The sequence below is a fragment of the Rhodococcus parequi genome (assembly GCF_046042785.1).
Lineage (GTDB): Bacteria > Actinomycetota > Actinomycetes > Mycobacteriales > Mycobacteriaceae > Prescottella > Prescottella parequi.
Window position 1 is genome coordinate 451,757 of record NZ_JBDLNV010000002.1, and the last position, 23,691, is coordinate 475,447.

General features: G+C 68.3%; 27 protein-coding genes and 1 tRNA gene. 15 read left to right on the forward strand and 13 right to left on the reverse strand.

What is annotated here, in order from left to right; genetic code table 11:
- Positions 1-14 precede the first annotated feature (14 nt).
- The gene (locus tag ABEU20_RS06240) at positions 15-518 is read right to left on the reverse strand and encodes a methylated-DNA--[protein]-cysteine S-methyltransferase (protein WP_420163530.1); all 504 of its coding nucleotides are present in this window, start codon (positions 516-518) and stop codon (positions 15-17) included.
- A gap of 57 nt (positions 519-575) precedes the next feature.
- On the opposite strand from ABEU20_RS06240, the gene ABEU20_RS06245 reads away from it, so the two are divergent.
- Together ABEU20_RS06245 and ABEU20_RS06250 are read left to right on the forward strand one after the other, a co-directional pair.
- Positions 576-1,169: a ribulose 1,5-bisphosphate carboxylase large subunit gene (locus tag ABEU20_RS06245; protein WP_420163531.1), complete on the forward strand. Its 594-nt coding sequence runs from the start codon at positions 576-578 to the stop codon at positions 1,167-1,169.
- A 4-nt stretch (positions 1,170-1,173) separates the two neighbouring features.
- Positions 1,174-1,677 carry an SRPBCC family protein gene (locus ABEU20_RS06250; RefSeq protein WP_420163532.1) on the forward strand — a complete coding sequence of 168 codons (504 nt, stop codon included), beginning with the start codon at positions 1,174-1,176 and terminating at the stop codon, positions 1,675-1,677.
- Here the strand turns inward: ABEU20_RS06250 and ABEU20_RS06255 are convergent.
- The 3 genes from ABEU20_RS06255 to ABEU20_RS06265 form a co-directional block, all read right to left on the reverse strand.
- Positions 1,674-2,156: an Lrp/AsnC family transcriptional regulator gene (locus ABEU20_RS06255; protein ID WP_420163533.1), complete on the reverse strand. Its 483-nt coding sequence runs from the start codon at positions 2,154-2,156 to the stop codon at positions 1,674-1,676. The two genes, ABEU20_RS06250 and ABEU20_RS06255, sit on opposite strands and share 4 nt — an antisense overlap.
- A gap of 7 nt (positions 2,157-2,163) precedes the next feature.
- A complete protein-coding gene (locus ABEU20_RS06260; RefSeq protein ID WP_420163534.1) occupies positions 2,164-3,015 on the reverse strand; it encodes a universal stress protein in 852 nt (283 codons plus the stop codon).
- A 97-nt stretch (positions 3,016-3,112) separates the two neighbouring features.
- On the reverse strand, positions 3,113-4,573 hold the full coding sequence (locus ABEU20_RS06265; protein WP_420163535.1) for a wax ester/triacylglycerol synthase domain-containing protein: 1,461 nt from the start codon (positions 4,571-4,573) through the stop codon (positions 3,113-3,115).
- 301 nt (positions 4,574-4,874) lie between these two features.
- On the opposite strand from ABEU20_RS06265, the gene hppD reads away from it, so the two are divergent.
- Complete coding sequence (gene hppD, locus ABEU20_RS06270; protein ID WP_420163536.1) at positions 4,875-6,050, forward strand: 4-hydroxyphenylpyruvate dioxygenase; 1,176 nt, start codon at positions 4,875-4,877, stop codon at positions 6,048-6,050.
- Positions 6,051-6,071: 21 nt separating this feature from the next.
- On the opposite strand, the gene ABEU20_RS06275 is transcribed toward hppD, so the two are convergent.
- Positions 6,072-6,884, reverse strand: coding sequence for a mycofactocin-coupled SDR family oxidoreductase (locus tag ABEU20_RS06275; protein WP_420163537.1), 813 nt, complete (start codon positions 6,882-6,884; stop codon positions 6,072-6,074).
- Between the two features lie 154 nt (positions 6,885-7,038).
- On the opposite strand from ABEU20_RS06275, the gene ABEU20_RS06280 reads away from it, so the two are divergent.
- The 4 genes from ABEU20_RS06280 to ABEU20_RS06295 all read left to right on the forward strand — a co-directional run bounded on the left by ABEU20_RS06280 (position 7,039) and on the right by ABEU20_RS06295 (position 8,994).
- Positions 7,039-7,112: transfer RNA gene (locus ABEU20_RS06280), tRNA-Met, on the forward strand.
- Between the two features lie 239 nt (positions 7,113-7,351).
- Positions 7,352-7,825: a DUF309 domain-containing protein gene (locus tag ABEU20_RS06285; protein ID WP_420163538.1), complete on the forward strand. Its 474-nt coding sequence runs from the start codon at positions 7,352-7,354 to the stop codon at positions 7,823-7,825.
- A gap of 17 nt (positions 7,826-7,842) precedes the next feature.
- Positions 7,843-8,487 carry an LON peptidase substrate-binding domain-containing protein gene (locus ABEU20_RS06290; RefSeq protein WP_420163539.1) on the forward strand — a complete coding sequence of 215 codons (645 nt, stop codon included), beginning with the start codon at positions 7,843-7,845 and terminating at the stop codon, positions 8,485-8,487.
- 60 nt (positions 8,488-8,547) lie between these two features.
- Positions 8,548-8,994 carry an SRPBCC family protein gene (locus ABEU20_RS06295; protein WP_420163540.1) on the forward strand — a complete coding sequence of 149 codons (447 nt, stop codon included), beginning with the start codon at positions 8,548-8,550 and terminating at the stop codon, positions 8,992-8,994.
- Between the two features lies 1 nt (position 8,995).
- On the opposite strand, the gene ABEU20_RS06300 is transcribed toward ABEU20_RS06295, so the two are convergent.
- Complete coding sequence (locus ABEU20_RS06300) at positions 8,996-9,970, reverse strand: alpha/beta hydrolase fold domain-containing protein (RefSeq protein WP_420163541.1); 975 nt, start codon at positions 9,968-9,970, stop codon at positions 8,996-8,998.
- A gap of 85 nt (positions 9,971-10,055) precedes the next feature.
- Positions 10,056-11,201: an alkaline phosphatase family protein gene (locus ABEU20_RS06305; protein ID WP_420163542.1), complete on the reverse strand. Its 1,146-nt coding sequence runs from the start codon at positions 11,199-11,201 to the stop codon at positions 10,056-10,058.
- Positions 11,202-11,339: 138 nt separating this feature from the next.
- Between ABEU20_RS06305 and ABEU20_RS06310 the strand changes: the two genes are divergently transcribed.
- Positions 11,340-12,293: a ScbA/BarX family gamma-butyrolactone biosynthesis protein gene (locus tag ABEU20_RS06310; protein ID WP_420163543.1), complete on the forward strand. Its 954-nt coding sequence runs from the start codon at positions 11,340-11,342 to the stop codon at positions 12,291-12,293.
- Here the strand turns inward: ABEU20_RS06310 and ABEU20_RS06315 are convergent.
- Positions 12,263-12,904, reverse strand: coding sequence for a ScbR family autoregulator-binding transcription factor (locus tag ABEU20_RS06315; RefSeq protein WP_420163913.1), 642 nt, complete (start codon positions 12,902-12,904; stop codon positions 12,263-12,265). The two genes, ABEU20_RS06310 and ABEU20_RS06315, sit on opposite strands and share 31 nt — an antisense overlap.
- Before the next feature lie 80 nt (positions 12,905-12,984).
- Here ABEU20_RS06315 and ABEU20_RS06320 point away from each other — a divergent pair, with 80 nt between their 5' ends.
- From ABEU20_RS06320 to ABEU20_RS06330, 3 genes are all read left to right on the forward strand, one after another.
- Positions 12,985-13,962 carry an NAD-dependent epimerase/dehydratase family protein gene (locus tag ABEU20_RS06320; RefSeq protein WP_420163544.1) on the forward strand — a complete coding sequence of 326 codons (978 nt, stop codon included), beginning with the start codon at positions 12,985-12,987 and terminating at the stop codon, positions 13,960-13,962.
- On the forward strand, positions 13,962-14,969 hold the full coding sequence (locus ABEU20_RS06325) for an NAD(P)H-dependent glycerol-3-phosphate dehydrogenase (RefSeq protein WP_420163545.1): 1,008 nt from the start codon (positions 13,962-13,964) through the stop codon (positions 14,967-14,969). Before ABEU20_RS06320 ends, ABEU20_RS06325 begins: the two co-directional genes overlap by 1 nt.
- A 101-nt stretch (positions 14,970-15,070) precedes the next feature.
- Positions 15,071-16,528 (forward strand): flavin-containing monooxygenase, encoded by a 1,458-nt coding sequence (locus ABEU20_RS06330; RefSeq protein WP_420163546.1) that lies wholly within the window; start codon positions 15,071-15,073, stop codon positions 16,526-16,528.
- Positions 16,529-16,573: 45 nt separating this feature from the next.
- Here ABEU20_RS06330 and ABEU20_RS06335 read toward each other — a convergent pair whose 3' ends face one another.
- Together ABEU20_RS06335 and ABEU20_RS06340 are read right to left on the reverse strand one after the other, a co-directional pair.
- Positions 16,574-17,272, reverse strand: a complete 699-nt coding sequence (locus ABEU20_RS06335) for an RES family NAD+ phosphorylase (RefSeq protein WP_420163547.1) — start codon at positions 17,270-17,272, stop codon at positions 16,574-16,576.
- Entirely contained in the window at positions 17,244-17,978 is a 735-nt protein-coding gene (locus ABEU20_RS06340) for a hypothetical protein (RefSeq protein WP_420163548.1), read from the reverse strand. The genes ABEU20_RS06335 and ABEU20_RS06340 overlap by 29 nt, the downstream gene beginning before the upstream one ends.
- Before the next feature lie 561 nt (positions 17,979-18,539).
- Between ABEU20_RS06340 and ABEU20_RS06345 the strand changes: the two genes are divergently transcribed.
- Positions 18,540-19,301 (forward strand): dienelactone hydrolase family protein, encoded by a 762-nt coding sequence (locus ABEU20_RS06345; RefSeq protein WP_420163549.1) that lies wholly within the window; start codon positions 18,540-18,542, stop codon positions 19,299-19,301.
- 157 nt (positions 19,302-19,458) lie between these two features.
- Here the strand turns inward: ABEU20_RS06345 and ABEU20_RS06350 are convergent, their stop codons facing one another.
- The 3 genes from ABEU20_RS06350 to ABEU20_RS06360 all read right to left on the reverse strand — a co-directional run bounded on the left by ABEU20_RS06350 (position 19,459) and on the right by ABEU20_RS06360 (position 20,857).
- Positions 19,459-19,593, reverse strand: a complete 135-nt coding sequence (locus tag ABEU20_RS06350) for a hypothetical protein (protein ID WP_420163550.1) — start codon at positions 19,591-19,593, stop codon at positions 19,459-19,461.
- A 12-nt stretch (positions 19,594-19,605) separates the two neighbouring features.
- Positions 19,606-19,731 (reverse strand): hypothetical protein, encoded by a 126-nt coding sequence (locus tag ABEU20_RS06355; protein WP_420163551.1) that lies wholly within the window; start codon positions 19,729-19,731, stop codon positions 19,606-19,608.
- An 853-nt stretch (positions 19,732-20,584) separates the two neighbouring features.
- Entirely contained in the window at positions 20,585-20,857 is a 273-nt protein-coding gene (locus ABEU20_RS06360) for a hypothetical protein (protein WP_420163552.1), read from the reverse strand.
- 180 nt (positions 20,858-21,037) lie between these two features.
- Here ABEU20_RS06360 and aztD point away from each other — a divergent pair, with 180 nt between their 5' ends.
- The 3 genes from aztD to ABEU20_RS06375 all read left to right on the forward strand — a co-directional run bounded on the left by aztD (position 21,038) and on the right by ABEU20_RS06375 (position 23,653).
- Positions 21,038-22,300: a zinc metallochaperone AztD gene (aztD, locus tag ABEU20_RS06365; protein ID WP_420163553.1), complete on the forward strand. Its 1,263-nt coding sequence runs from the start codon at positions 21,038-21,040 to the stop codon at positions 22,298-22,300.
- Between the two features lie 176 nt (positions 22,301-22,476).
- Complete coding sequence (locus ABEU20_RS06370; protein ID WP_420163554.1) at positions 22,477-22,950, forward strand: 2-isopropylmalate synthase; 474 nt, start codon at positions 22,477-22,479, stop codon at positions 22,948-22,950.
- 82 nt (positions 22,951-23,032) lie between these two features.
- Positions 23,033-23,653, forward strand: coding sequence for a lipocalin family protein (locus ABEU20_RS06375; protein ID WP_420163555.1), 621 nt, complete (start codon positions 23,033-23,035; stop codon positions 23,651-23,653).
- Positions 23,654-23,691 lie beyond the last annotated feature (38 nt).

Here is a 23,691-nt window from a genome sequence, read left to right on the forward strand (position 1 = left end):
AGGTTCGCTCCGCGTCAGAACAGTCCATCCTGGATTCCCACGGCGGACGGGCTCTCCAGATCCAGCAGGAACTGCTTGCGCCCCAGTCCGCCGGCGTAGCCCGTGAGCGAGCCGTTGCTGCCGACCACGCGGTGACACGGGACGATGATGCCGATCGGGTTCCGGCCGTTGGCGGCAGCGACGGCGCGGATCGCGGCGACGTTGCCCAGATGCTCCGCGAGCTGCAGATACGACCAGGTCTCGCCGTACGGGATGGTTCGCAGCGCGGCCCACACCCGCTGCTGGAATTCGGTACCCCGCGGCGCGAGCGGCACCGTGAACTCGGCGCGCTCCCCGGCGAAGTACTCGGTGAGCTGCGCGGTGACGTCGTCGAAGCCGGTGTCGGTGCGCGGACCGAATCGCGCACCGTCCGGCAGGTGCCGCTGAAGGTGCATGTACAGCCCGCACAGACCCTCGGGATTGCGGACCAGCGTCAGCGGCCCGACGGGCGAATCGACGACGGTGTGTTCGGCATCCACAGCTCCGATCCTCCCAGCAACCACCGACAATCCGCGAAGTTCGGGCAGGATTGCAGGATGCCGCTTCTCCCCAATCCGCTCCACATCGTCTCGACGGTCCAGAAGGCGGCGCAGTGGTCGCTGGACACGGCCACCTTCGTCGCAGGCCTGCCGACCCGAGTGTCCGCACTGCTCGACGAGGCGGAGGGGCTGGTGCGGCAGGTGTCCGGCGTGGTCGACGGCGCCGCCCGCGCGGTCGCCGCAGCCGACGCGGTGATCGCAGCGTGCGCCGCGCTGGTCGACCGCACCGCCGTGATCGCAGGCGAGACGGAAGTGGTGGTGGCGTCGGCGTCGCGATCCGCAGCCGTCGCCGACCAACTACTCGAGATCTACCGACCACTCGCGCTGACGGCCGCGCCGCTGGCGACGCAGTTCGTCGACGAGATCAGCGAGGACGAGGTGCACGCCGCGGTCCGGCTGCTCGACCAGCTTCCCGAGCTGACCGACCGGATGGCGGCGCTCATGCCGATCCTCGCAACCCTCGACACCGTGTCCCCCGAGATCCACGAGCTGCTCGAGGTTGTCAAGGACGTGCGACAGGCGATCATCGGGGTTCCCGGGTTCGGGTTCTTCCGTCGTCGTGGCGAGGACAAGCTGGGTGAGGGAGAGTAGGCGGATGGATCCGGAACCGCACGGCACGCTCGTCCGCACCTCCGACGGCGTGGACCTGCGCATCACCCGCACGTTCGACGCCCCGATCGACGACGTCTGGGCGAGCATCACCGAATCCGGACGCACCGCAGCATGGTTCGGACCGTGGGAGGGAGAACCCGGCGCCGGCAACACGATCCGCGTGCAGATGGCGTTCGAGGAGGACGCTCCGTGGACCGACATGCGCATCGACGCGTGCGACCCGCCGCAGCACCTGGGACTGTCCACCAGCGACGACGCGGGAGCCTGGCGGCTGGCCGTCGACCTGCGGGAGACGGACGGCGCGACCGAGCTGACGCTGATCCATCTCGGTGTGCCGGCGGAGGCCGTCAGCGAGATCGGCCCCGGGTGGGAGTACTACCTGGACATGCTCGGCGCGGCGCGCGCCGGCACGCCGCTGCCGGACTTCGCGGACTACTTCCCGTCCCAGTCCGGGTACTACCGGGACCTGGCCGCGAACCTCGGTTAGTGCTCGACCGACTTCGCGAGCAGCGGCAGCGTCCGGAACGCCACGATCTCCGAGAGCACCACCACCGACATCGACCGCGCGACGGTCGACGAGTGGTGCAGCGCGATCAGCAGGGTCTGCAGGTCGTCGTGCGACGCGGCCGCGACCCGGCACAGGACGTCGCCGACCCCGGTGGTGGCCCACGCCTGGACCACCTCGGGGAACTCCTCGAGTTCCTTCGTCAACTGTCCGAGGGAGCCCTGCGCGATCTCCAGCGTCACGAACGCCTGCACCGAGTATCCGGCTGTGTGCAAATCGATCTCGGGCCCGTAGCCGGTGACGATCCCTGCCTCCTCGAGCCGGCGTAACCGCGCCTGCACGGTGGCGCGGGCGACCCCGGCCCGACGGGACAGTTCGAGGATCCCGATCCGCGGGTCGTCGCGCAGGCGGGCGATCAGGTCGACGTCGAGCGCGTCCAGTCGATGCCCGCCCCGGTCCATGGCGATGTCACGGTGTGACGCGGGAGCGGGCGACGATCACCGGGCATTGCGCGTGGTACAGCAGCGACTGGCAGGTGGAGCCCAGGAGTGCGCTCTCGAACCCGCCACGACCGCGGCTACCGACGACCATCGAGCGGGCGGTGGCACTGAGGGCGACCAGGTGCTTGGTGGGACCCGCCTCCGCGAGCACGGTCTCGACCTGAACCGACGGGAACTTGGCGCCCCACGTGGCGATCAACCGATCGATGCGGCCGCGGGCCTCCTCGTCTGCCTCCTGGGTGCCGCGCCGACGACGCGCGTGCACGGCCGTCATCTCGGCGTGCCGGATCGACGCCTCCTGCATCGCGGTGCCGACGACGATGTCGGCGCTGTCGGAGTGGTCGACACCCGCGACGACGGGACCGGACGTGGGCGGGACGGGGCTGCCGTCGGCGCCGCGGACGACCGCGACCGTGCACTTGGCGTGATGCGCGAGCGAGAGGGCCGTCGACCCGAGGACCATGCGCTCGAAGAAACCGGCACCCACCGAGCCGACGACCAGCAGGCTCGCCTTCTCGGACAGGTCGACGAATGCCCGATTGACCCGTCCGCGAAGCAGTTCCACCTCGATGTCGATGGTGTAGTCCTCGACGGTGGCGGCCTCCCGCGCGACTTTGAGTGCCTCCCGGCCGGCCGCCTCTTCTTCCTCGAGGTCGTCGGCGACGAACGGGAAGTCGTTCTCGGTATCGATGACGTGCACCAGTTTCAGCGGCACCTTGCGGGCGTGGGCCTCGACGGCCGCCCACCTGACGGCGTGGATCGCGGCGTCGGATCCGTCGACGCCCACGATCACCGGCCTGGTCTCGTTCGCTGGTGACATCGTCCACTCCGATCGGCTCGTGTGTGCACGTTCGGTATCAGACTAACGGCGAAACCCGGCCGGTGGCGTGAGCTTGGAACGGTGATCGTGGATACCGTCAGGAGGCGATTTCGTCCGAAGGATCCTGATCGGTCCGACCCGCGGCCGCGCTCTCGAACTCCGCGAGGCTCGCGCGAATCAGCTCGATGTATCTGTCGGTGTCGGGCATCATCGCGCGGTCGGCCATCACGGTCAGTGTCACGTCGCCACCGGCAGCGGCCGCGAGGAAATGCCGCAGCCCGTCCCCGTCCACGGGTGGCTGCCCACCGAACACCGCCACGGACGGGGCGCCCTCGAGCGTCAGGCTCGCCACGCCGAATGCCACATTGCTGATCATGGTGTGCCGGTGCCGGGAGCGCTGGGGGTCGAACGTGACGGCGTTCCTGCGCACGTACATGAACATTCGCATCATCAGCGGGGGCAGGGAGTCGATCACAGCGGCGGACCGGCGAACCGCGATGTGTGACGTGCGGGCCTTCTCGGACCTCGACGACTCGGCGACGCGCGCCACCCGCTCGAGCAGATCCGGGGTGTCGGTGTGGGTGTCGACATTCATGATTGCCAGCTGGTTCCCCGACTCCCACTCCTCCAGCTTGCGCATGGAACGCGGGACCATCGCGACGAGCGAACCCCGGTGCGGCTCACCCTTCTCCGCGAGATAGGCCGCGAGAGCATTCCCGACGACGGCAAGGAGTGCGTCGTTGACGGTCGCTCCCGGAACGGCGCCCCGGATTCGGCGAAGCGACTCCGTGGACAGCGTGATCGGCACCATGGCACCCGATCCGCTCACCTTGCCGTTGAACCGGATGCCCGGTTGTTCGGATTGCACCAACCAGTCACCGGACGCCTCGGCCTCCTTCAGCGCGCGATCGGCGGCACGGTTACCCGGGATGCTCTTGGCGAACCGGATCACCTGACGTGGAAAACCCGATACGGACCTGGCGGTCAGTCGCGCCCGGAGGAACCGCGCCGGACGAACGGCGATCGGAGGTGCCGTGGCGTCCGAGAAAACCTTCTCCACCGTCTGCAACACGCCCAACCCGTCGCCGACGCTGTGATGCGCCTTGAGCGCCACTGCGGTGAGCCGGCCGGGCTGGTCGACGATGCCGCTGACACCGGTGAAGAAGTGCAGTTCCCATGGTGGTCTCGTGAGATCCATACGTGTACACAACAATTCGGAGAAATGCGCCTCGAGGGGCGCCCACCCGGGCTCGTCGATCGCGGTGACGTGCACATGAGCGCTCAGGTCGATGTCGGGGTCCGGGATCCAGTTCGGATGATCGATGCCCAGCGGTACCCGACGGATGTGGTGCGTGAACATGTGGTGGTGTCCGAGTCGTGCCCGCACCCATTCGATCGCGCGTTCCTGCGTGAATTCGGCGTCCGGAAACTGCGTGGTGTCGAAGACGTACACGACGACGAAATGCCCCAGGTGGCCGTCGTTCTCCCCGTAGATGAACTCGGCATCCTTGCTCGGAATCCGTCGCGTTCCCGCCGTGAGCCAGTCGGCGAACCCCATAAACACCCCTTCGCGGCCGTATCCAAGGAAGCTAACGTGCACGTATCCCCTTTGGGAGACTTTTCACGAATATCCGGAGAAGTCCTCAGCCTGCGGTCTTCGACCATCCGGGACGCGTCCCGACCACGCCCGCGTCCCACCTCTACGGGAACTCGGGTCCCGTTGCCCTCTGTACAAACTGCACACCCCTCAGGCCCTCCGCCGACGCAGATTGTCCACCTTGAACAGCCGCACCGGCCGATGTTGCCTACGCGCGTACCTCGCGGTGTGATCGACCCGTACCGTCACGGGAGGTTCGCTCATGACCGTCGACCAGTCACTGACCCACCTCGACGACGCCGCTCTGCGCCAACTGCTCGGGCTCGTCGAGCACGATCCGTCCGCCGATCCGTTCCCCGTGGTCGGGTGGGACGCGATCGTGTGGGTGGTGGGCAATGCGACGCAGGCCGCCGCCTACTACCGCACAGTTTTCGGGATGGAGCTCGAGGCGTACTCGGGTCCCGAGACCGGCAATCGCGATCACCGCGCCTTCGTATTGCGCAGCGGTGCAGTCCGATTCGTGCTCACCGGCGGAGTCGACCCGTCCAGCCCCCTGCACGACCATCACCGCCGGCACGGTGACGGCGTCCACGACGTCGCACTGGAAGTCACGGACGTCGACCGCTGCATCGCGCACGCCCGTGGGCAGGGGGCACGCGTTCTCGTCGAACCGCACGACGTCTCCGACGAGCACGGCACCGTCCGCACCGCGAGCATCGCCGCGTACGGCGAGACTCGGCACACCCTTGTCGACCGGTCCCGCTACACGGGCCCGTACCTGCCCGGTTATGTCGCGCGCACCGCCGCCACGAGTGCTGGGCCGCAGGTGATCCAGGCGCTCGACCACGTGGTCGGCAACGTCGAACTCGGCAGAATGAACGAGTGGGTGGACTTCTACCACCGCGTCATGGGGTTCACCGATCTGGCCGAATTCGTGGGCGACGACATCGCCACCGAGTACTCGGCGCTGATGAGCAAGGTGGTCGCCAGCGGCAACCACCGCATCAAGATTCCGCTCAACGAGCCGGCCGTGGGCCGCAAGCGGTCCCAGATCGACGAGTTCCTCGAGTTCTACCGCGGCCCCGGATCGCAACACCTGGCGCTCGCGACGTCGGACATCCTGGGCGCCGTGGACCGGCTGTCGGCGGCGGGCGTCGAGTTCCTGCCGACACCGGCGTCGTACTACGAGGATCCGGCGCTGCGGGCACGGATCGGTGAGGTGCGCGTCCCGATCGAGGAACTCGAGTGCCGCGGCATCCTCGTCGACCGCGACGAGGACGGCTACCTGCTGCAGATCTTCACCAAACCGATCGGCGATCGGCCCACGGTGTTCTTCGAACTCATCGAGCGGCACGGCTCACTCGGGTTCGGCAAGGGCAACTTCCAGGCCCTGTTCCTCGCGATCGAACGCGAGCAGGAGCGGCGCGGCAATCTGTGACCACGCCGCCCCTGTCCGGACTCAGATGCTCGTGAGGCCCAGGTCCAGCGACATCTGCGAACCGGTGACGGTGCGCGAGCGGTCGCTGGCCAGGTACAGCACCACCTCGGAGACGTCGTCGACGCTGCACTTGCTCAGCCCGGCCAGCGGCCACTTGTAGTTGTCGAGGTAGCGCGGGAACTGGGAGAGGATCTTGCCGACGTTGGCATCCTGGCCCATCGGGGTGTCCACCGCACCCGGATGGATGGAGTTGACGCGAATACCGAACTCGCCCAACTCGATCGCCGCAGTCTTCGTCAGACCCACCAGGCCGTGCTTGGCGGACGTGTAGTTCGACGTGCCCGGGCTGGCCTTGATGCCTGCCGCCGAGCTGACGACGATGATCGAGCCACCGCGGCCGCCGTCGATCATCGCGGGCACCGCCGCCTTGAGGGTTCGCCACACACCGTTGAGGTTGATGTCGACCATCGTGGTCCACTGCTCCTCGGGCATCTCCCAGAAGCGGTTCCACGTCGAGATGCCCGCGTTGGCGACCACGATGTCGAGGCGGCCGAAGCGCTCCACACCGGCGTCGACGGCGGCCTGCAGGTCGGCCTGGTCGCGGACGTCGCCGATCGCGGTGACGATCTCGCGGCCCTCGGCGCGCACCAGGCGAGCGGTCTCCTCGAGATCCTCGGGCGCGGCTGCCGGGTAGCCGACGTCGTCGGACACGGGCGCGCAGATGTCGAACGCGATGATGTCCGCGCCCTCGCGGGCGAAGCGCACCGCGTGGTTGCGCCCCTGTCCGCGTGCCGCGCCGGTGATGAAGGCGACCTTGTTCTCGAGCAGTGCCATGCGAATCCCTCCGGATCCCTCGTCGTGCAGTCTCTCCGCAGATTAAGGCGGCGACTCAACTGGGCGGGGCGTCGTTCCGGTGACCGGGAACACAGCCGCGGATCGCCTCGATGGTAAATCGGCCCCGAAACATCGTGTAGTCTGAAATTACCGACGCGGGGTGGAGCAGCTCGGTAGCTCGCTGGGCTCATAACCCAGAGGTCGCAGGTTCAAATCCTGTCCCCGCTACAAATGAAGGACCCGGTATCGCACCAGCGATACCGGGTCTTTTCTTTTGCCCACAGCTCTTGTGCCCACAGCGCCGCCGCTCCCGAACTGACCTCCCGCGGACGCGATCGCGCGGGCAGGAGACGAGTTCGGGAGCGGGACCGCCCGGGAGCTCTCGCCCGCCGACGCCCACCCGACCACACGACCCCGCGGCCAAGCTACCCCTCCCCCGACACCCCGTCGGCGGCTAGATTGCTTCTATGACCGACCGCGATCGGGACACCCTCGGCAAGCCGCGCAACGCCCGGCCCCGGGACCGCCTGGGCCGGCCGCTCGAGTGGGGCGAGGAAGGGTTTCCGACGATGCCCGACGACCTGGATCTCGATCCCGGCGAGGCAATCACCGAAGCGCAGCGCCTGCTCGACCACGATCTGCCGTTCCACGCGCACGAGGTGCTCGAGGCCGCGTGGAAGAAGGCCCCGCACGAGGAACGCGGGCTGTGGCAGGGCCTGGCCCAGCTGGCGGTGGCGGTGACCCATCAGATGCGCGGCAACCCGGCCGGCGCCGTCTCACTGCTCCGGCAGGGCCGGCACCGCATCGTGCCGTTCGAGAACAACCCGCCGCACGCCCTCGACATCACCGGGCTGGTGGCGTGGGCCGACCATCTGATCGTCGAACTCGATCGGGAAACCCCGCCCGACACGGTGCCGGTTCCCCGCCTCCGGATGCCCTGATGGCCCATTCTGGTCAAATGACCGTTCTGCCGATGTTCCCCCTCGGCGCCGCTCTGCTGCCGGGGGAACGGTTGCCGCTGCACGTGTTCGAGCCCCGCTTCCAGGCACTCGTCCGCGACTGCCTCACCGCGACCGAGGGGCCCGTGTTCGGCACCGTGCTCATCGCGCGCGGGCACGAGGTGGGCGGCGGCGACGTGCGCAACGACGTCGGCACCGCGGTGCGGATCGTCTCCCACGTCGGGATCGGCGACGGCCGGTACGCGCTCGAGTGCGTCGGCGAAGAGCGGATCCGGGTGCGGCACTGGCTGGGCGACGACCCGTATCCGAGCGCCGAGGTCGAGCCGTGGCCGGTGGGTCCGTCGGGGCGTGTCTCGGACGACCAGCTTCGGCACCTCACCGACAAGATCACCGAGCTGTACATCCTGCTGACCCGCATCCGGGAGCTACGCGACGACCCGCCGCCCGCCCCGCCGCGGATGTTCGACGTCCTCGAGCGCCCCGGCGATCACCTGTACGCGCTCGCGTCGTGGGTGCCGATGGGGGCTGCGGACAAGTACGCGGTGCTGGCCGCCGAGTTCGCCGACGACCGGCACCGGGCATTGACGGATGCGATCGACAACGCGCGCGAGATCGCCGAATTCCGACTTTCGGGGCGCCGGTGACGGGCGTCACACACGCGGTGTACTAACGTCCGATCTCCGGGGTTCAGGGGAGGAGCAGACATGATCCACGTGCGACACAAGGCGGTGGCCGTCGTTCCCGTCGGTCTGGCATTCGCGCACATCGACGACTACCGGAACGTCCCGGACTGGATGTTCGGAATCAGTCGGTTCGATCCGATCGGCACTCTCGACCAGGGCCTGGGCGCCACCTACGACGCGACGATGCAGCTCGGCCCCAAGGCACTGAAGTCGACGGTGGAGATCACCGAGTGGGAGCAGGACCGCCTCATCACGCTGTCGTCGGTCGCGGGGTTCGGGAACCGGTCCCGCTGGATGTTCGCCCCGGTCGGCGACAACCGCACCGAGCTGTCCGTCGACTTCGGCTACGAACTGCCCGGCGGGCTGGCCGGCAAGGCGATGGGCAAGCTGATCGAGCCGTTCGTCGTCACCGCGATCAAGCAGACCGAGGCGAATCTACGCAAACAGATCGAGGCGCTGGGCCTGTAGATCAGGCGGAGTGCCGGCCGCGGTAACCCAGTGCGCGCCGGACGAAGTCGAGGCTCAGCGCGATCGTCATCGTGCTCTCCCTCAGGACCGTCCCCATCACCGGGTAAGCGTGGATCTGGCCGCTCCACACGTGCGTCTCGACGGCCTGACCGGCATCCTCGAGCAGTGCGGTCATCGCCTCGACGTCGGGGCGCATCAGCTCGTACTGCGCGACGCTGAAGAACGCCGGCGGGTACACGCGCGGATCGGCCTCGATCGGGGAGTCGGCGCCGACGATCGGTTCGGGGCCGCCGGCCCACATGTCCTTGAGCGCCTCCACCTGGTTCATCGGCAGGTAGGCGTCGCGGCGCATGTAGTCGGGGTCGTGCTTCTCGAGCGCCAGGTTGAGCAGCGGCGAGTATCCGATCACGGCGGCCGGGGTGACCATGCCGCGGGTCGCCGCCAGTTCGGCGACCTTCATTGCCAGGTATCCGCCCGCCGAGTCGCCGGCCAGGATGATCTTCGACGGGTCCTCGCACGTGCCCACCAGTTCGGTGTACGCGGCCATCGCGTCGTGGATGGACGTACCGATCCCGCCGTACGGCAGCTGCCGGTACTCGACGGAGATCACCGGGACGCCGGCGCGGGCCGCGAGGAGCGCGCACAGGCTGCGGTGTGTGGCCAAGCCGCAGAACACGAATCCGCCGCCGTGGAAGTAGAGGATGGTGGCGCCCGCGAGTGCGTCGGACGCCTTGCGGTGGTGACTGATCCGCTCGCTGGGCACACCGCCGAGCGTGATCGGGTCGATCGTGACGCCCTTGGGTCGGGGCAGACGGTCGACCACCTTCTCGAGATGCCCGAGCGCCGCGATGCCGCGATCGGTCGTGGGCCACGCCGCGAAGATCGGTTTGACGAAGATGCGCGCGATCCAGAACACCAGCCAGGCCCGCCAGCTCACCTTCCAGTGCCGGATGATCGTCGTCTCGCGCGTTCGCATCGTGCCCCCAGTCGTCGTTCCCCGCGGGTGGCCAGGCCCACCCCGCCCGCCACCCTAGAGTCCGACGCCGCCACGTGCAGGGACATCACACCTGCAGCAGCGGAATCAGCAGTTCGTCGTCGGTGAGGGCACCGTGCTGGCCCGCGAGCATCGACATGCGCGGTTCGGCCTCGCTGCGGACCACCGCGGTGGCGCCGCGGGCGATCATCACGACGTCACCTACCCGGCGCAACGCGGCGGGGGTCGGGTCCGACCCCAGCAGCCCCGCGGCGACCACGTCGTCGCGGGTGCCGACCCAGGCCCGCGCGCCGAGCAGCTCGCGCCAACGACTCAGGACGCCCGGGGCGCGTCCGGGTTCGGTGTGTACGTGCCGGCACCGGGCCTCGCCGGTGAGCGCGACGACCCCACCCGAGAGGGCGGGCTCCTTGTCGAAGTCGACGCGATGCGGCGGGTCGACGGACACCATGCCGTGGTCGGCGGTCACCAGCAGGTTGACGTCGGGGCCGAGATGCGCGACGAGGTCCTCGACGAACCGGTCGACGATCGTCAGCTGGGCTACCCACGGATCGCTGCCGGGCCCGTACACGTGGCCGAGGGTGTCGATCTGACTCAGGTAGCAGTAGACGAGGGTCCGCTCCCCCGCCGTCGCGGCGTGCACCGTCGAGTGCAGCAGGTCGCCGTACGCGACGGTGCCGACGAACCGCCCGCCGCGCAGGGCGGCGCGAGTGAGTCCGCTGCCGCCGAACTCGCGCGGCAGCACCGTCGTCGCGACCACACCGGCGGCCGTCGCGCGCTCGAAGACCGTGGGGGACGGCTGAATCCGCTCCGGCACCACCTGCCCGAGCATGTCGCGGTGGTCGCCCACACGCTGCCAGCGCAGCCAGTTGAACGGCCCGCCCGCCTCCACGACGTCCGAGACGTACCCCGTGACGCCGTGCCGCCCCGACGGCAGCCCGGTGCCGAACGACGCGAGACTCGTCGCGGTGGTCGTCGGGAACCCGGCCCGGATCGGCCGCCCCTCGATCCCGTTGAGGAACGGTGCGGCATCGAGGTTGCGGCGCAGCAGATTCCAGCCGAGCCCGTCGATCAGCAGGACCACGGTCCGATCGGACTCGGGCAGCCTCAGCCGGTTGGACTCGCCGGGCGCGCCCAGCGAGGCGAGCGCCGACGGTAGGACGTCGGCGAGCGTGGGCTCGGTGTACACGTCGCGCAGAGGTGGATCGTTCGCCACTGGGCACTCGCTATCGTCTCGAAGATCGGGTTCGCCTCGTACCCCTTCGACTCTAGGCGGACCGTCCGTGGATCGAGGTACGAAGATTTCGGCCCAAATCGCTCATGCCAGGCGATTTCCCCCGCTACTGTCCGTGAGATGGTGCAGGCGTTGAGCTTTGAATCGACGGTGCCGCGACGGTTCGTACATCGTCAATCCGTGTCCGAGGTCTACCTGACGGACGGTATTCCCGTCGGGGAGGCCGGCCGGTTTCGGCTGGGCGCCCAGTGGCCGCGACAACACGCCTTCTACCGGACGTGCACCGACCGCTACGACACGATGCTGCTCGGCGAGACCATTCGTCAGTGCGCCATCTATCTCGGGCACATGCACTACGCCGTCCCCCTGGGACACCTCTTCACGATGCAGACGATGCGGATCGAGGCGAACCTCGACCGGCTGGCCATCGGGTCGTCGGCGGCGGAGGTCGTCATAGATGCCCAGGTCACCGAGCATGCGCGGCGGGGCGGCCGCCTGTCGGCGTTCAGTGTCGACGTGGACTTCCTGGTCGACGGCGCGGTGGCGGGAAGTGCCATGGCCGTCGCCGGTGTCCTCACCCCGGACGCCTACGCCCGAATCCGGTGGAGCGGCGACCGCGCTCCGACGGTGGGCCGCATCCCGCAACCGCTTCCCGTGCTGCAGTCCGCCGTGTGTGTCCCCGACGACCGAGCGGTGGTGCTCGGCATACCTCCGTCGGGTGACGGGGACGGGCGCTGGCTGCTGCGAGTCGATCCGACGCATCCGGTGCTGTTCGACCATCCCTCCGATCACGTTCCGGGCGTCGTGGTGCTCGAAGCCGCCCGGCAGAGTGCTCGGCTGCGACTCGGATGGTCCTGTGCCGACGTGGAATCGCTCGAACTACGGTTTCGGCGATTCCTCGAACTGGACGAGCCGACGACGGTTGCCACCGAACTCCGCGACGGCGAGGAGGGTTGCGTCGACATCGAGTTCTCGCAGTGGGGCGAGACCAAGGCATCGGGCACCATCCGGCTGGCGGTGCCGACACCGACCGCCGAACCGACTCACGCGTTCGCCGGACTCCACCGGGTATGAACGTACCGATCGATCTTGTGACGCCGCCGTGGCGCGACGATCGACGCCAGCACGAACGACACCATCTGATCGAGTCGCTCCTCGAGGTCCGCGCGACCCGTGAGCACGTTCGACACGAGCTGGACGCCGGTGAAGGCCGAGACGAAGTACCGCGCGAGTTCCGCGGAATCGACGGTGTCGGAGATGTCGCCCTCGTCGATCGCGGCTGCGAACACGTCACGGAGGCCGTCGATCCAGTCCAGATACGGCGTCGACGGTCCGGCCTCCGCGCTCATCTCCAGTGTCAGGCGGATCCCGGCCCGCACGACGGGGTCCTCGACGATCTCCCGTCCCATCTCGTACGCGAGCATCACCAACTGTTCGAGCGCCGGCGCCCCGGTCTCCCGGATCGCCGTGACCGCGTTCATCGAGATCGCGTGCTGTTCCTCGATGATCGCGGCGGCCAGGTCGTCCTTCGACTTGAAGTGGAAGTACAACGCGCCCTTGGTGAAACCCGTCAGTTCGACGATCTCGGCGAGGCTGGCCCGTTCGTAGCCGGTCTCGTCGAACCGGGTGGCCGCGGCCCAGATGATCTCGTTCCTGGTCTCGATCGCCCTCTCCTGCTTGAGCACTGTGCCGATCCCCTCTCGCTTCGCCTCCCCACCGGACACACCACCGCCGCGCTCGCCGCCCCCGCGGGACGCGTGCTGTGATGCCACGCGACGAAACGGGTGGACACCGGCCCCACATCGCCCTGGTCGGTGCGTCCGGTTTCATCGGCGGTGCCACTCTACGGGCACTTGCCGCGTCCCACGGCGAAGTCACCGCAGCAGTGCGGCGGATCCCGAAGTCACCTATTCCCGGTGTCCGATATGTCCTGTCCGACATCGGCGTTCCCTCCACCTTGCACTCGGCGCTCGACGGTGTCGACGCCATCGTCCACGCCGCGAGCTACACCGGTCCGGACGAGACTCTGTGCCGGCGGATCAACTACGAGGGCACCCGGAATCTGCTCGCGGCAGCCGAGGCCCGGTCGATCGATGTCGTCGTCACGCTCAGCACCATCGGGGTCTACGGATCCGGTCCGTTCCGGGACGTCGTCGAAGACGCCCGGGAGCCGAACCCCGTCACCGTGCTCAGTGCCACCCGGGCGGCAGCCGATCGGATGGTTCGCGCCCGGGGCGGCATCACCGTCAGGCCCGGATTCGTCCACGGCGAGGGCGATCGCTGGTTCCTGCCCGGGCTGCGGCACATCCTCACCCGCATCGGGGCCTGGATCGACGACGGCGCCGCACTGCTGTCGCTCATCTCCGTCGACGAGCTCGGCGAACTGATCGCCCGTCTCGCCCTCACCGGCTCCGACGCCGACCGGGGCGCCCTGTTCCATGCGGCGTCGCCGACACCGCTCTCGGTGTTCGACATCGCCACTCGCTCGGCCACCGGCGGCCTCCCCGACACCGGTTGTTCGTTCGCGGAGGCGCTCGCCCGCGCCGCCGCCGTCGGCCTCACCGATCGGCACATCGATCTCGTCGGGCGTGACCACACGATCGACGGGACGGCACTGTGGCGGCGTTGCGACCGGTCCGCGGCGCGCACCCTCGGAGTTCCCGATTCGCCCACGCGACATCACCCGCAGTGCCAACCTGAATCCATGAGTCCCGAGAACGTCCCCGTACGAGGTGATCACTGATGGCCCGACCCGTCCGCGTCGTCGTCCTCGGCTCCGGATCGTGGGGCACCACGGTGGCCAAGCTCGCGGCCCACAACACCCCGACGCTGCTGTGGTCGCGCAACCCCGAGACGGCCGACGAGATCAACACCGAGCACCGCAACACGCGCTACCTCGGCGAGCACGAGCTGCCCGAGAGCCTGCGGGCGACGTCCGACATTCTCGAGGCCGCGAACGAGGCCGACGTCCTGGTGGTGGGGGTACCGTCGCACGCGATCCGCAGCACGCTGAGCCTGATCTCCAACGAGGTGCGCGCGTGGGTGCCGGTGCTCTCGCTCGCGAAGGGCCTCGAACCGGGCACCCGGCAGCGGCCCACCGAGGTGATCTCCGAGTGTCTGCCCGGCCACCCCGTCGGGTTGCTCGCCGGGCCCAACATCGCCCGCGAGATCGCCGACGGCCTGGCCGCCGCATCGGTGGTCGCGACGCAGGACGCGGACGTCGCGACCGCGCTGCAACCGCTGTTCGCGTCCAAGGTCTTTCGCGTCTACCGCAATACCGACGTCCTCGGCTGCGAGCTGGGCGGCGTGCTGAAGAACATCGTGGCGATCGCGTCGGGCATGGCCGACGGTCTGGGCGTCGGCGACAACACCCGCGCAATGGTTCTGGCCCGCGGGCTCGCCGAGATGACCCGGCTCGGGGAGGCGATGGGCGCCAACCCGCGCACGTTCGCCGGCCTCACCGGCGTCGGCGACCTCATCGCCACGTGCATGAGCCCGGCGTCGCGCAACCGGCGCGTCGGCGAGGCCATCGCCCGCGGGCTCACCGTCGATGAGGCCGTGGAGAAGCTCGGGCAGGTGGCCGAGGGCGTCAAGACCGCGCCGACAGTGATGGAACTGGCCCGCGATCACGGCGTCGAGATGCCGATCGCCGCCGAGGTGGAAGCCGTCGTCGCCGGACGCAAGACCCCCGAGGACGCCTACCGTGGCCTGCGGAAAGTCCAGCCGGGCGGCGAGGACGAGGTGGCCTGACCGGCCCGCCCGATTTGTCTTGAACACCGTTCAAGTTGCACACTGCTGACGTCAGGCGGTGAGGGGAGCGCTGCGCAATAACCTCACGGATGGGATGCAGCGTGTCGGAGGCGGTTCGTCACACCCGGGTGCTGATCGTCGGCGCCGGATTCGCCGGACTCGGCATGGCCTTGCAACTCGCCCGCTCCGGTGCGCGCGACTTCCTGATCCTGGAGAAGGCCGACGCCGTGGGCGGCACGTGGCGGCAGAACACCTATCCGGGATGCGAGTGCGACATCCCGTCAGTGCTGTACTCGTACTCGTTTGCCCCCAAAGCGGATTGGACGTCGTCGCACGCCGCGCAGCCGGAGATCCTGGACTACCTGTCCGAGCTGACGGACCGCCACGGACTGGGCGACCACCTCGAGTTCGGCACCGAGGTGACCGGGGCAGAGTGGGACGAGACCGACTGCCGCTGGAGCGTTTTCGACAAGACCGGACGCGAGTTCGTGGCGCAGTACCTGGTGATGGCGTCCGGCGCCCTCAACGTGCCGCGCATCCCGAAGCTGCCCGGCGCCGAGACGTTCGCGGGCGCGAGCATGCACTCGGCGGCCTGGCGCGACGACGTCGACCTCGCCGGCAAGCGGGTGGCGCTGATCGGCACCGGCGCCAGTGGGGTCCAGTTGGCACCGCACCTCGCCGAACGCGCGGCCGAGCTCCACGTCTTCCAGCGCACCCCCGCCTGGATCCTGCCGCGCCGGACGTTCCGCGCGGCGGTGGCCGCGAGCCGACGGAGCACGCTGGTGCGCAGGGCGTTCCGCGCGGCCACCTACTGGGGCGGCGAGGCGCTCGGCGTCGGGCTCGGCCGCCCGCGACTACTCGAGCGCACCCAGGCCCGCGCCCTCACGCACCTGCGCAAGCAGGTGCCCGACGCGGCCCTGCGCGACGCGCTGACCCCCGACTACCGCATCGGCTGCAAGCGGATCCTCCGCTCCAACGACTTCTATCCGACGCTGGCCCGCCCGGACACCACCCTCGTCACCGACCCGGTCACCGCGATCCACCCGGACGGCATCGAGACCGCCGACGGCACCCGCCACGCCGTCGACGTCATCGTGTACGCCACCGGGTTCCGCGTCGCCGGCGCGATGAACCGCATGCACCTGGTGGGCCGCGACGGCGTCAGCCTGCTCGAACGCTGGCAGCGCGAGGGCGTCCGCACCCACCTGGGCGTAACGATGTCCGGGATGCCCAACGCGTTCTTCCTGTCCGGCCCTAACACGGGCCTGGGCCACAACTCGGTGATCGTGATGATCGAGGCGCAGATCGCGCACGCGCTCGACGCGATGCGCCTGGCCGAGGTGAACAGCGCGGGTGCCGTCGAGGTCCGCGCCGACGCCCAGGACGCGTTCGATTCGTCTCTGCGGGAACGGCTCTCGCGCGGCGTGTGGAGCACCGGCGGCTGCGCCAGCTGGTACCTCGACGCCCGCGGGTCCAACCACGCGCTGTGGCCGGGGTCGTCGTGGGACTACCGGCGGCGCACCCGCGTGGTCGATCCGGCCGACTACGAGCTGGCGTAAGCGACCGGACACAGGCACGCCCTGACTCGCCACCACCACGGCCGATCAGACGCGTCGAGCACCCCCGGCCCCGGCGTACTGTAAGCCGAAGGTTTCCTTGAGCACCTTGAGAACCTGCTCCCGGGTGCCGCGGTCGGTGAGGATGTCGCAGGAACTGACAATCCGGAGTGCAGACGAGTCGAGTTCGTGGCGGTCGAGCAGCATCAGCGCGGTCTCTGCGGCGTTGTGCCTGCAGCGGTAGACGACGCCGTCCGTATCCGCAGCGACATCGAGTATCCGGTGACAGGTGGTCCGCGACCACGCGTAATCCTCCTCGAAGCAGGAAGAGATTGCCGAGGTGAGACCGAGTATCGGCAGCCCGCCGTCCATGAGGACCGCCACTTCGACGTCCCGCTCGAGGACCATCACCGTGTGCGCCTTGTCGGCCAACAGAGTCCGGCGCACGAACCCACCCGCCGGAAGGCGAGATCGTCGAAGGATGCCCTCCGCCACTGCACCAGTAATCGACTCCGCGACATACAGATATCCGCCGTGCGAGCGGTCGGTCGGCTCGAACCGTCCTTGGAACTCGTCGTCGAGAGAGAGCGGCTCGGCATGGTTGAACGAGTTCGGCGAATGCTTGGACTTCGAGCTCGAGATGCGGTGCAACTCCGTGCCCGCCTTGATTACTCGGGTCATCGGCGGATGCCCATTGTATCGCTCCCTCCCCATGTGGTCAGTCCATGCCCATCCGGTCGTGCGCAATCATCCGGTCGATGTCGTGTTCGGACAGCGTGCCCGCGGCCAGCCGCTCGACGGGACTCTGGCCGTCGAGGAGGTGGTCCTCGGTGAACCACCAGTCGAGCGTGCCCCAAGGGTCGAGATCGCACTCCATCGCGACGTTCGCGTACAGGGCCATCGGCTTGATCCGCTTGTGCTCGCGGTCGAACTGGAAGGTGGGATACAGGTACTGGTTGCCGACCTTGAACCCGAGCAGCTGATTCGCCTTCCTCTTGCTGTTCGCGAGCGCGCGGTTGGGCTTCCCTGCCGCAGAGAGGATCTCGGACACCTCGACCGAGCCGACGGTGTCGCGGTCGAGCGACAGCGGCAGCGTGTGGGTGACGTTTCCGGTTTCCGTCTCGAGTTCGATGGCGTCGGGCGTCGACACGGGTGTGCGGTCACCCGCACCGCGCATCTCGGCGGGCGGTTCGAGCGCCAGCTTGAACCGCACCTTGCCCGGCTGCGCGTCGTCGAACTGGAGTTCCATCAGCTTCTGCCAGCGGTCGGGGACCACCACAGTCTTGAGTTCGTCGCGAACGATCCGCGTCACGTCCTCGAGTCCCGTGTCGGCGCCGTGGAGGTCGAGCGTGAATCGCATACCGACGGTCGTCGCACTGCTCGGCTCTTCCACCGCGACCTTGAACGACGAGACCAGGTTCTTGATGTGCGTGACCAGATCGGTGCGGACCACGTCCTCCTGCGATCTCGATGCAGTGGAGACCGGCCCGCGGACAGTCACGAGACCGCCGGTCGGAGCCTTTCTCACATGCCCGAAGCCAGCGGCAGGCGACGCGACCCCTCCGTACTCGACCGTCCCGTAACTCTTGATGGCGGGACGACGCAAAAACATGCCGGTACGTCTGGTTTTGGTCCTCTTCGCGGACTCGACGGCCATCACCCGCTCCTTACGACTGTTACGTTATTTACGTCAACCATACTGCGCGTCAGCTGAGCGCGCCAGGCCTGGCACAGACGAAGTTGCAGGGCCACCGGGACCCGCTGGATCCGCGCGCCCCGAGGCCTATGCCTGACCCTTCACCCCGGAGGCAGCGGCCTGACGACGCCGAATAATTGGCTGGACGCGATTCGACGCCGGTTGCTAGCGTGTCCGCGACCGTGACTTCACGCCAGGAGGTGAGACCCATGTACGCAACGAACATGTGGGTGCTCCCACTCGTGTGCACGGTCGGGCGATTGACGTAGGTGTCGCCGGGAGCGCCGAAATTCAAGGCAACTCCCGAAAGGCCACACCATGCATTTCACTTCCGAGACATCGTCGAACGGTGTCGTCGAACGCACTTTCACGCTGGACGAGATCACCGGCGTGCTCTGGTCGCCCGAATCCGGATCTGGCGGTGGACCGCTGCTGCTGTCGGGGCATTCCGGCGGCATGCACAAGCGGGCGCCGGGACTGGTGGCCGGCGCACTGCACAGCGTCACCGCCCACGGGTTCACCGTCGCTGCCATCGATGCACCCGGGCACGGCGACCGACCTCGAAACGCCGAGGATCAACGGCGGGTGGACGCGATCCATCGGGCCCGGGCGACGGGCGACCCCCTCGCCCCGATCGTCGTCGAGCACAACATGTCAGTGGCGGAGCGCGCGGTACCGGAGTGGCAGGCGACCCTGGACGCACTGCAGGCGCTGCCCGAGATCGGCGCCGACGCGCAGATCGGCTACGGCGGAATGACGTTGGGGGTCACGACCGGGCTGCTGCTGGCGGCGGCCGACCCCCGGATCGCCGCGCTGAGCATCGGTGCGGTGTTCGTGAACGACGCTCTGATCGAGGTGGCGCGACGGATCACCGTCCCGGTCGAGTACCGCATCCCGTGGGACGACGAGGAGATCGACCGCGCGTCCGGGCTCGCCCTGTTCGACGCGTTCGCCTCCACCGAGAAGGCCCTGCACGCCCACCCGGGCAGGTACTTCCAGGTGCCCGAGCACGAGCGCGACAGTTCGGCCCGGTTCTTCGCCCGCCATCTCGGCGGGGCCGTGGGCACGGCTTCGGACTGACACCCAGGCACCCGCCACTGCCGTTGAACGTCGGTGGGGCCGGCACGGCTAGCGTGCCGGCCCCACCATGTGGCCGTTCACTCCACCGCCTCCTGGGGCTCGCTTGTCGCCGCCGCCGAGCACGGTGGATGGGCCGTCGAGCGCAGGTGACGTCAGGTCAGGCTCCGGCGCTGGCCGAATTCAAGCTCGACCAGCCGGCGCCTTCCATCGATGCGGTAATCAACCCGACAAAGACTGCGTTTCCGAGCCCGAGCAGCCCATCCAAGAAACCGTCGAAGTAATCGCTGGACATTTCAGAGTCTCCTTACGACAGGTCCTTGAGGAAGTTGAACAGAAGCTGGTTAGATCCGACACCATTCGGGGTGCCGTTTCCAAACCAGGACCCGGCACCGACGATCAGCAGGTCCATGAAAAAGTCTTGCAGCGACATCAGTCGTTCACCCTTCGATTGTCCTTGACAGTCAAACGTTCACGCCCAGCGATAACGACACGAATCTGCCGATAGTTGTGGAATACAGCAGGGGGATCATCTGAGTGACTGTTTGCCCCAGCGAGCTGGTGGCTTCAGCGATGGAAAGCAACGTGTTACTCCGATCCGGTCGAGGCCGAGTCCATGGACATCGCGTTCAGTCCGTCCAGGGAGCCTCCCAGAATCGGCGCGAAATCAGTTACGAACGTTCGCAGGGCAGTGAAGAAAGAAACGGACATGCGGTAACCATTCTCTTGATCTTGCGGGTGTGAAACGGGTCTCCCAGTCAGCGCGACAGCTCTCATGGAGAAACGTGCATCATGTCGCTGGCCGGGTCCCGACGCAGCATCGTGATGCGCACGAGAACAGACCACGAAAAGCGAGACTTGCGTCGATTCACCGTATTTTCGGCCGGCAATTTTCTCGATCTTCGAGGCGCCCGCTCCAGGGCCTCCTGACCTATCAAACGCTCGGCCATTTTCGGATTCTCACCCGGAGGGGTTCTCACTCGCCTCACCTGCACGAATGCCAGGTTTGCGAGCGTCGCCAGATTGCGCTCATTTGGTTGGATCTTGGGTCTTTACTTTTGCACTGCATTACAAAAAAGAATGTACTGCAGTACAATAAATGAATCGAGCAGCACCCGCGACGTCGCCCCCCGGGCTACAGACTTGCCCGAGTAGGTCCGGGATCAGTCGTGTGGCGGCAAGCCGACGATCGCCAGGTTGAGCGGAAGCTGACCCTTGCGCGGTTCCGCGGCGGCGAGCTTGTCCTGGAAGTACGTGCCGAAGATGTAGTCGTCCGCGTTCAGACCTCATCGAGCAGCGCCTGTTTCCACCACGTCGATCTTGTCCAGAGTCGCCGGGACCGGCGTCGCATTGGCCAGCTGCAGGTCGTAGGCCACGTGATACTTGCCGTCGCTGCCCAGGAACGGGAACGTGGGATCGCCGGTCGGGGCGAGGACCAGCCCCGTGTAGGCGTCCGGGACGGTGACGTTCGCGAGATCGGCTGCCCTCGTTGATGATTCGCTCACCGGAGCCGCGTCACCGCCCGACGAGCAGCCGACCACGAGCACCGTCAGCGTCACAGCGGCGATTGTCCCCGATCGAAGGGGCCGTTTCACGGTGGCAGATAACGCTGTGCTCATGTTCCGTCCTCGGCCCGGATGGAAACGGGGGCACAGTAACGCGCCACGGGGGCGGTCATATGCATGAATGCACACTTTCACCTTTGACAATGATTTTCATTACCCGATAGAACTTGCGGCATGATTCGCATCGAACCCACGCCCCGACGCCTCACCCTCGCCGTGTCCGTCGCGACGTGCGCGGCCCTACTGGCCGGCTGCTCGAGCACCGACGACGGCACCACCACAGCGACCGCGGCAGCGGCCGCAAGCCCCGAGTCCACCTCCGCCAAACCGGCGCAGGCCCGCGCCGCGACGCCGCGACTGGCCGTCACGTACGACGGCGGCATCCTCGTCCTCGACGCCGAATCTCTCTCGGTCGTGGGCGAATCCGAGCTGGGCGGGTTCAACCGCCTGAGCCCGGCGGGCGACGAGCGGCACGTGATCGTCTCCACCGAGGACGGCTTCCGCGTCCTCGACACCGGGGCGTGGTCGGAGGCGCACGGCGACCACGCGCACCACTACACCGCCGCCCCCGCCCTCACCGACGTCACCTTCGGCGCCGACAAGCCGGGCCACGTCGTGCGGCACGCGGGCCGCACCGTCCTGTTCGACGACGGCACCGGACGCGTCGAGTCGTTCGATCCGGCGGCCCTCGCCGACGGCACGCCGCAGACCACGACGTTCACCACGCCCGTCGCGCACCACGGCGTCGCGGTGGAACTGGCCGACGGCGGACTCGTCACCACGCTCGGCGACGCGAAGACCCGCAGCGGCATCGTCGTCTACGACGCGGCCCGCACCGAGATCGCCCGCAACGAGCAGTGTCCGGGTGTGCACGGCGAGGCCGTCGCCGCCGACGAGGCCGTCGTGTTCGGCTGCCAGGACGGTCTGCTGATCTACCGGGACGGCGCGATCACCAAGGTCACCAGCCCCGACCCGTACGGGCGGATCGGCAACCAGGCCGGCTCGGAGGAATCTGCCGTGGTGCTCGGCGACTACAAGACCGACCCGGACGCCGACCTCGAGCGTCCGACGCGGGTGTCGCTGACGAACACCGTCACCGGCGAGCTGCGCCTGGTCGACATCGGCACCAGCTACACGTTCCGGTCGCTCGGCCGCGGGGTGTTCGGCGAGGCCCTGGTTCTCGGCACCGACGGCGCGCTGCACGTGCTCGACCCGAACTCCGGCGCGACGCTCCGCACGGTCCCGGTGCTCGACCCGTGGACCGAGCCGCAGGAGTGGCAGACGGCGCGGCCGGCGCTGTTCGTGCAGGGCTTCACCGCGTACGTGACCGATCCCGCCACCAACCGGATTCACGCCGTCGACTACGAGAAGGGCCAGGTCACCACCACCGCCGAGCTGCCGCACACCCCCGACGAGATCACCGGCGTCCGCGGCTGAGGTCCACCCGGAGGGTTGCGTGTTTCCGGAAGTCGCGCTTAGACTCCTCGGTCATGCAGCGCATCCAGGTAGTAGTTCACCGCCGTAGCGGGGTCTGATTCGGACCGACCCCTCGCTGCGGGTCGTTGAGCTATCTACTTGTCGGTCCTTCCTTCACTTCAGGAAGACCCCCGAAAATGCGCACCTCCCAGGCTCTCGCCACCACCACGTTCTCGAACGATCCGTTCTTCCAGCGTTTCGGCACCCACCTGCCGCGCGACCTGCGCACCCAGGCCCAGGGCCTGAGCTGGACCGAGTTCGCCCAGCGCTTCGCCCCCACCGGCGGCCCGGTCCGTCTGGGCAGCTGGACGTCGGAGCACCTCGGCGCCGGCCGGCACACCTTCACCGCCACCCTCGGGCTCGGTGATCGCATCTCGTCGGCCTCGGCGACCGCCACCGGCCCCATCGCGGCGCTCACGTCGATGCTGTTCGACGCCGGTTTCCAGCTCGAGATCCTGTCGTTCCACCAGCAGCGCACCTCGGAGGGCACGGCGACGTTCATCCTCGCCGAGCACGACGGCGAGCGCCGCTGGGCGATGGCCATCGCCGAGGACTGCAACGCGTCGGCGCGGGAAGCGATCATCGCGGGCGCCAACCTGCTGCACCGCTGAAAAGAAAGTTGATCTTCCGACCGATCCGGGCCGGAGGCGGCACCGAATACCGAGTGACCGCCTCCCCCGGAAAGGACCACCCATGTCTGTCGCGAAGAAGCTCACCGCCGGACTGTTCGCCGCCACCGCTGCCGCGGCCGTCGTCACCGCCGCCCCCGCCGCCGCCCAGCCGATCGGGTCCGCCGACCTGTGGCAGCCGCTCGCCCCGATCCCCTCTCTGGACGTCGCCCGCTACGGCGGCACCTGGTACCAGCTGGCCGCAGTGCCGCAGCCGTTCAACCTGGACTGCGCGCGCGACACCCGCGCCACGTACGGCGTGCTCGATGCGTCCAACGTCAGCGTGAACAACACCTGCACCACGTGGAGCGGCGGCACCAACGGCATCGTCGGCAATGCCCGCGTCAACGACCCGGTCACCAACGCCCAGCTGCACGTGAGCTTCCCGTCGGTCCCGTTCCAGAACTCGCCCGACGGCCCCACCAACTACGTCGTCACCTACCTCGCCGACGACTACTCGTGGGCGTTCGTCGGCGACCCGGCGCGCGTGTCCGGTTTCGTGCTCTCGCGCACCCCCGCGGTGAGCGCCGAGGGCTGGCAGCAGATCCGCAGCGTCGTCGAGTCGCGCGGCTACAACTCGTGCCTGGTGCTCACCTCGCCCACCACCGGCGGACGCTCCGACATCGCCCCGCTCTGCACGGTCTGACCGGACACCGGCCGAGGGCGGTGCCGCGTTCCCGCCGG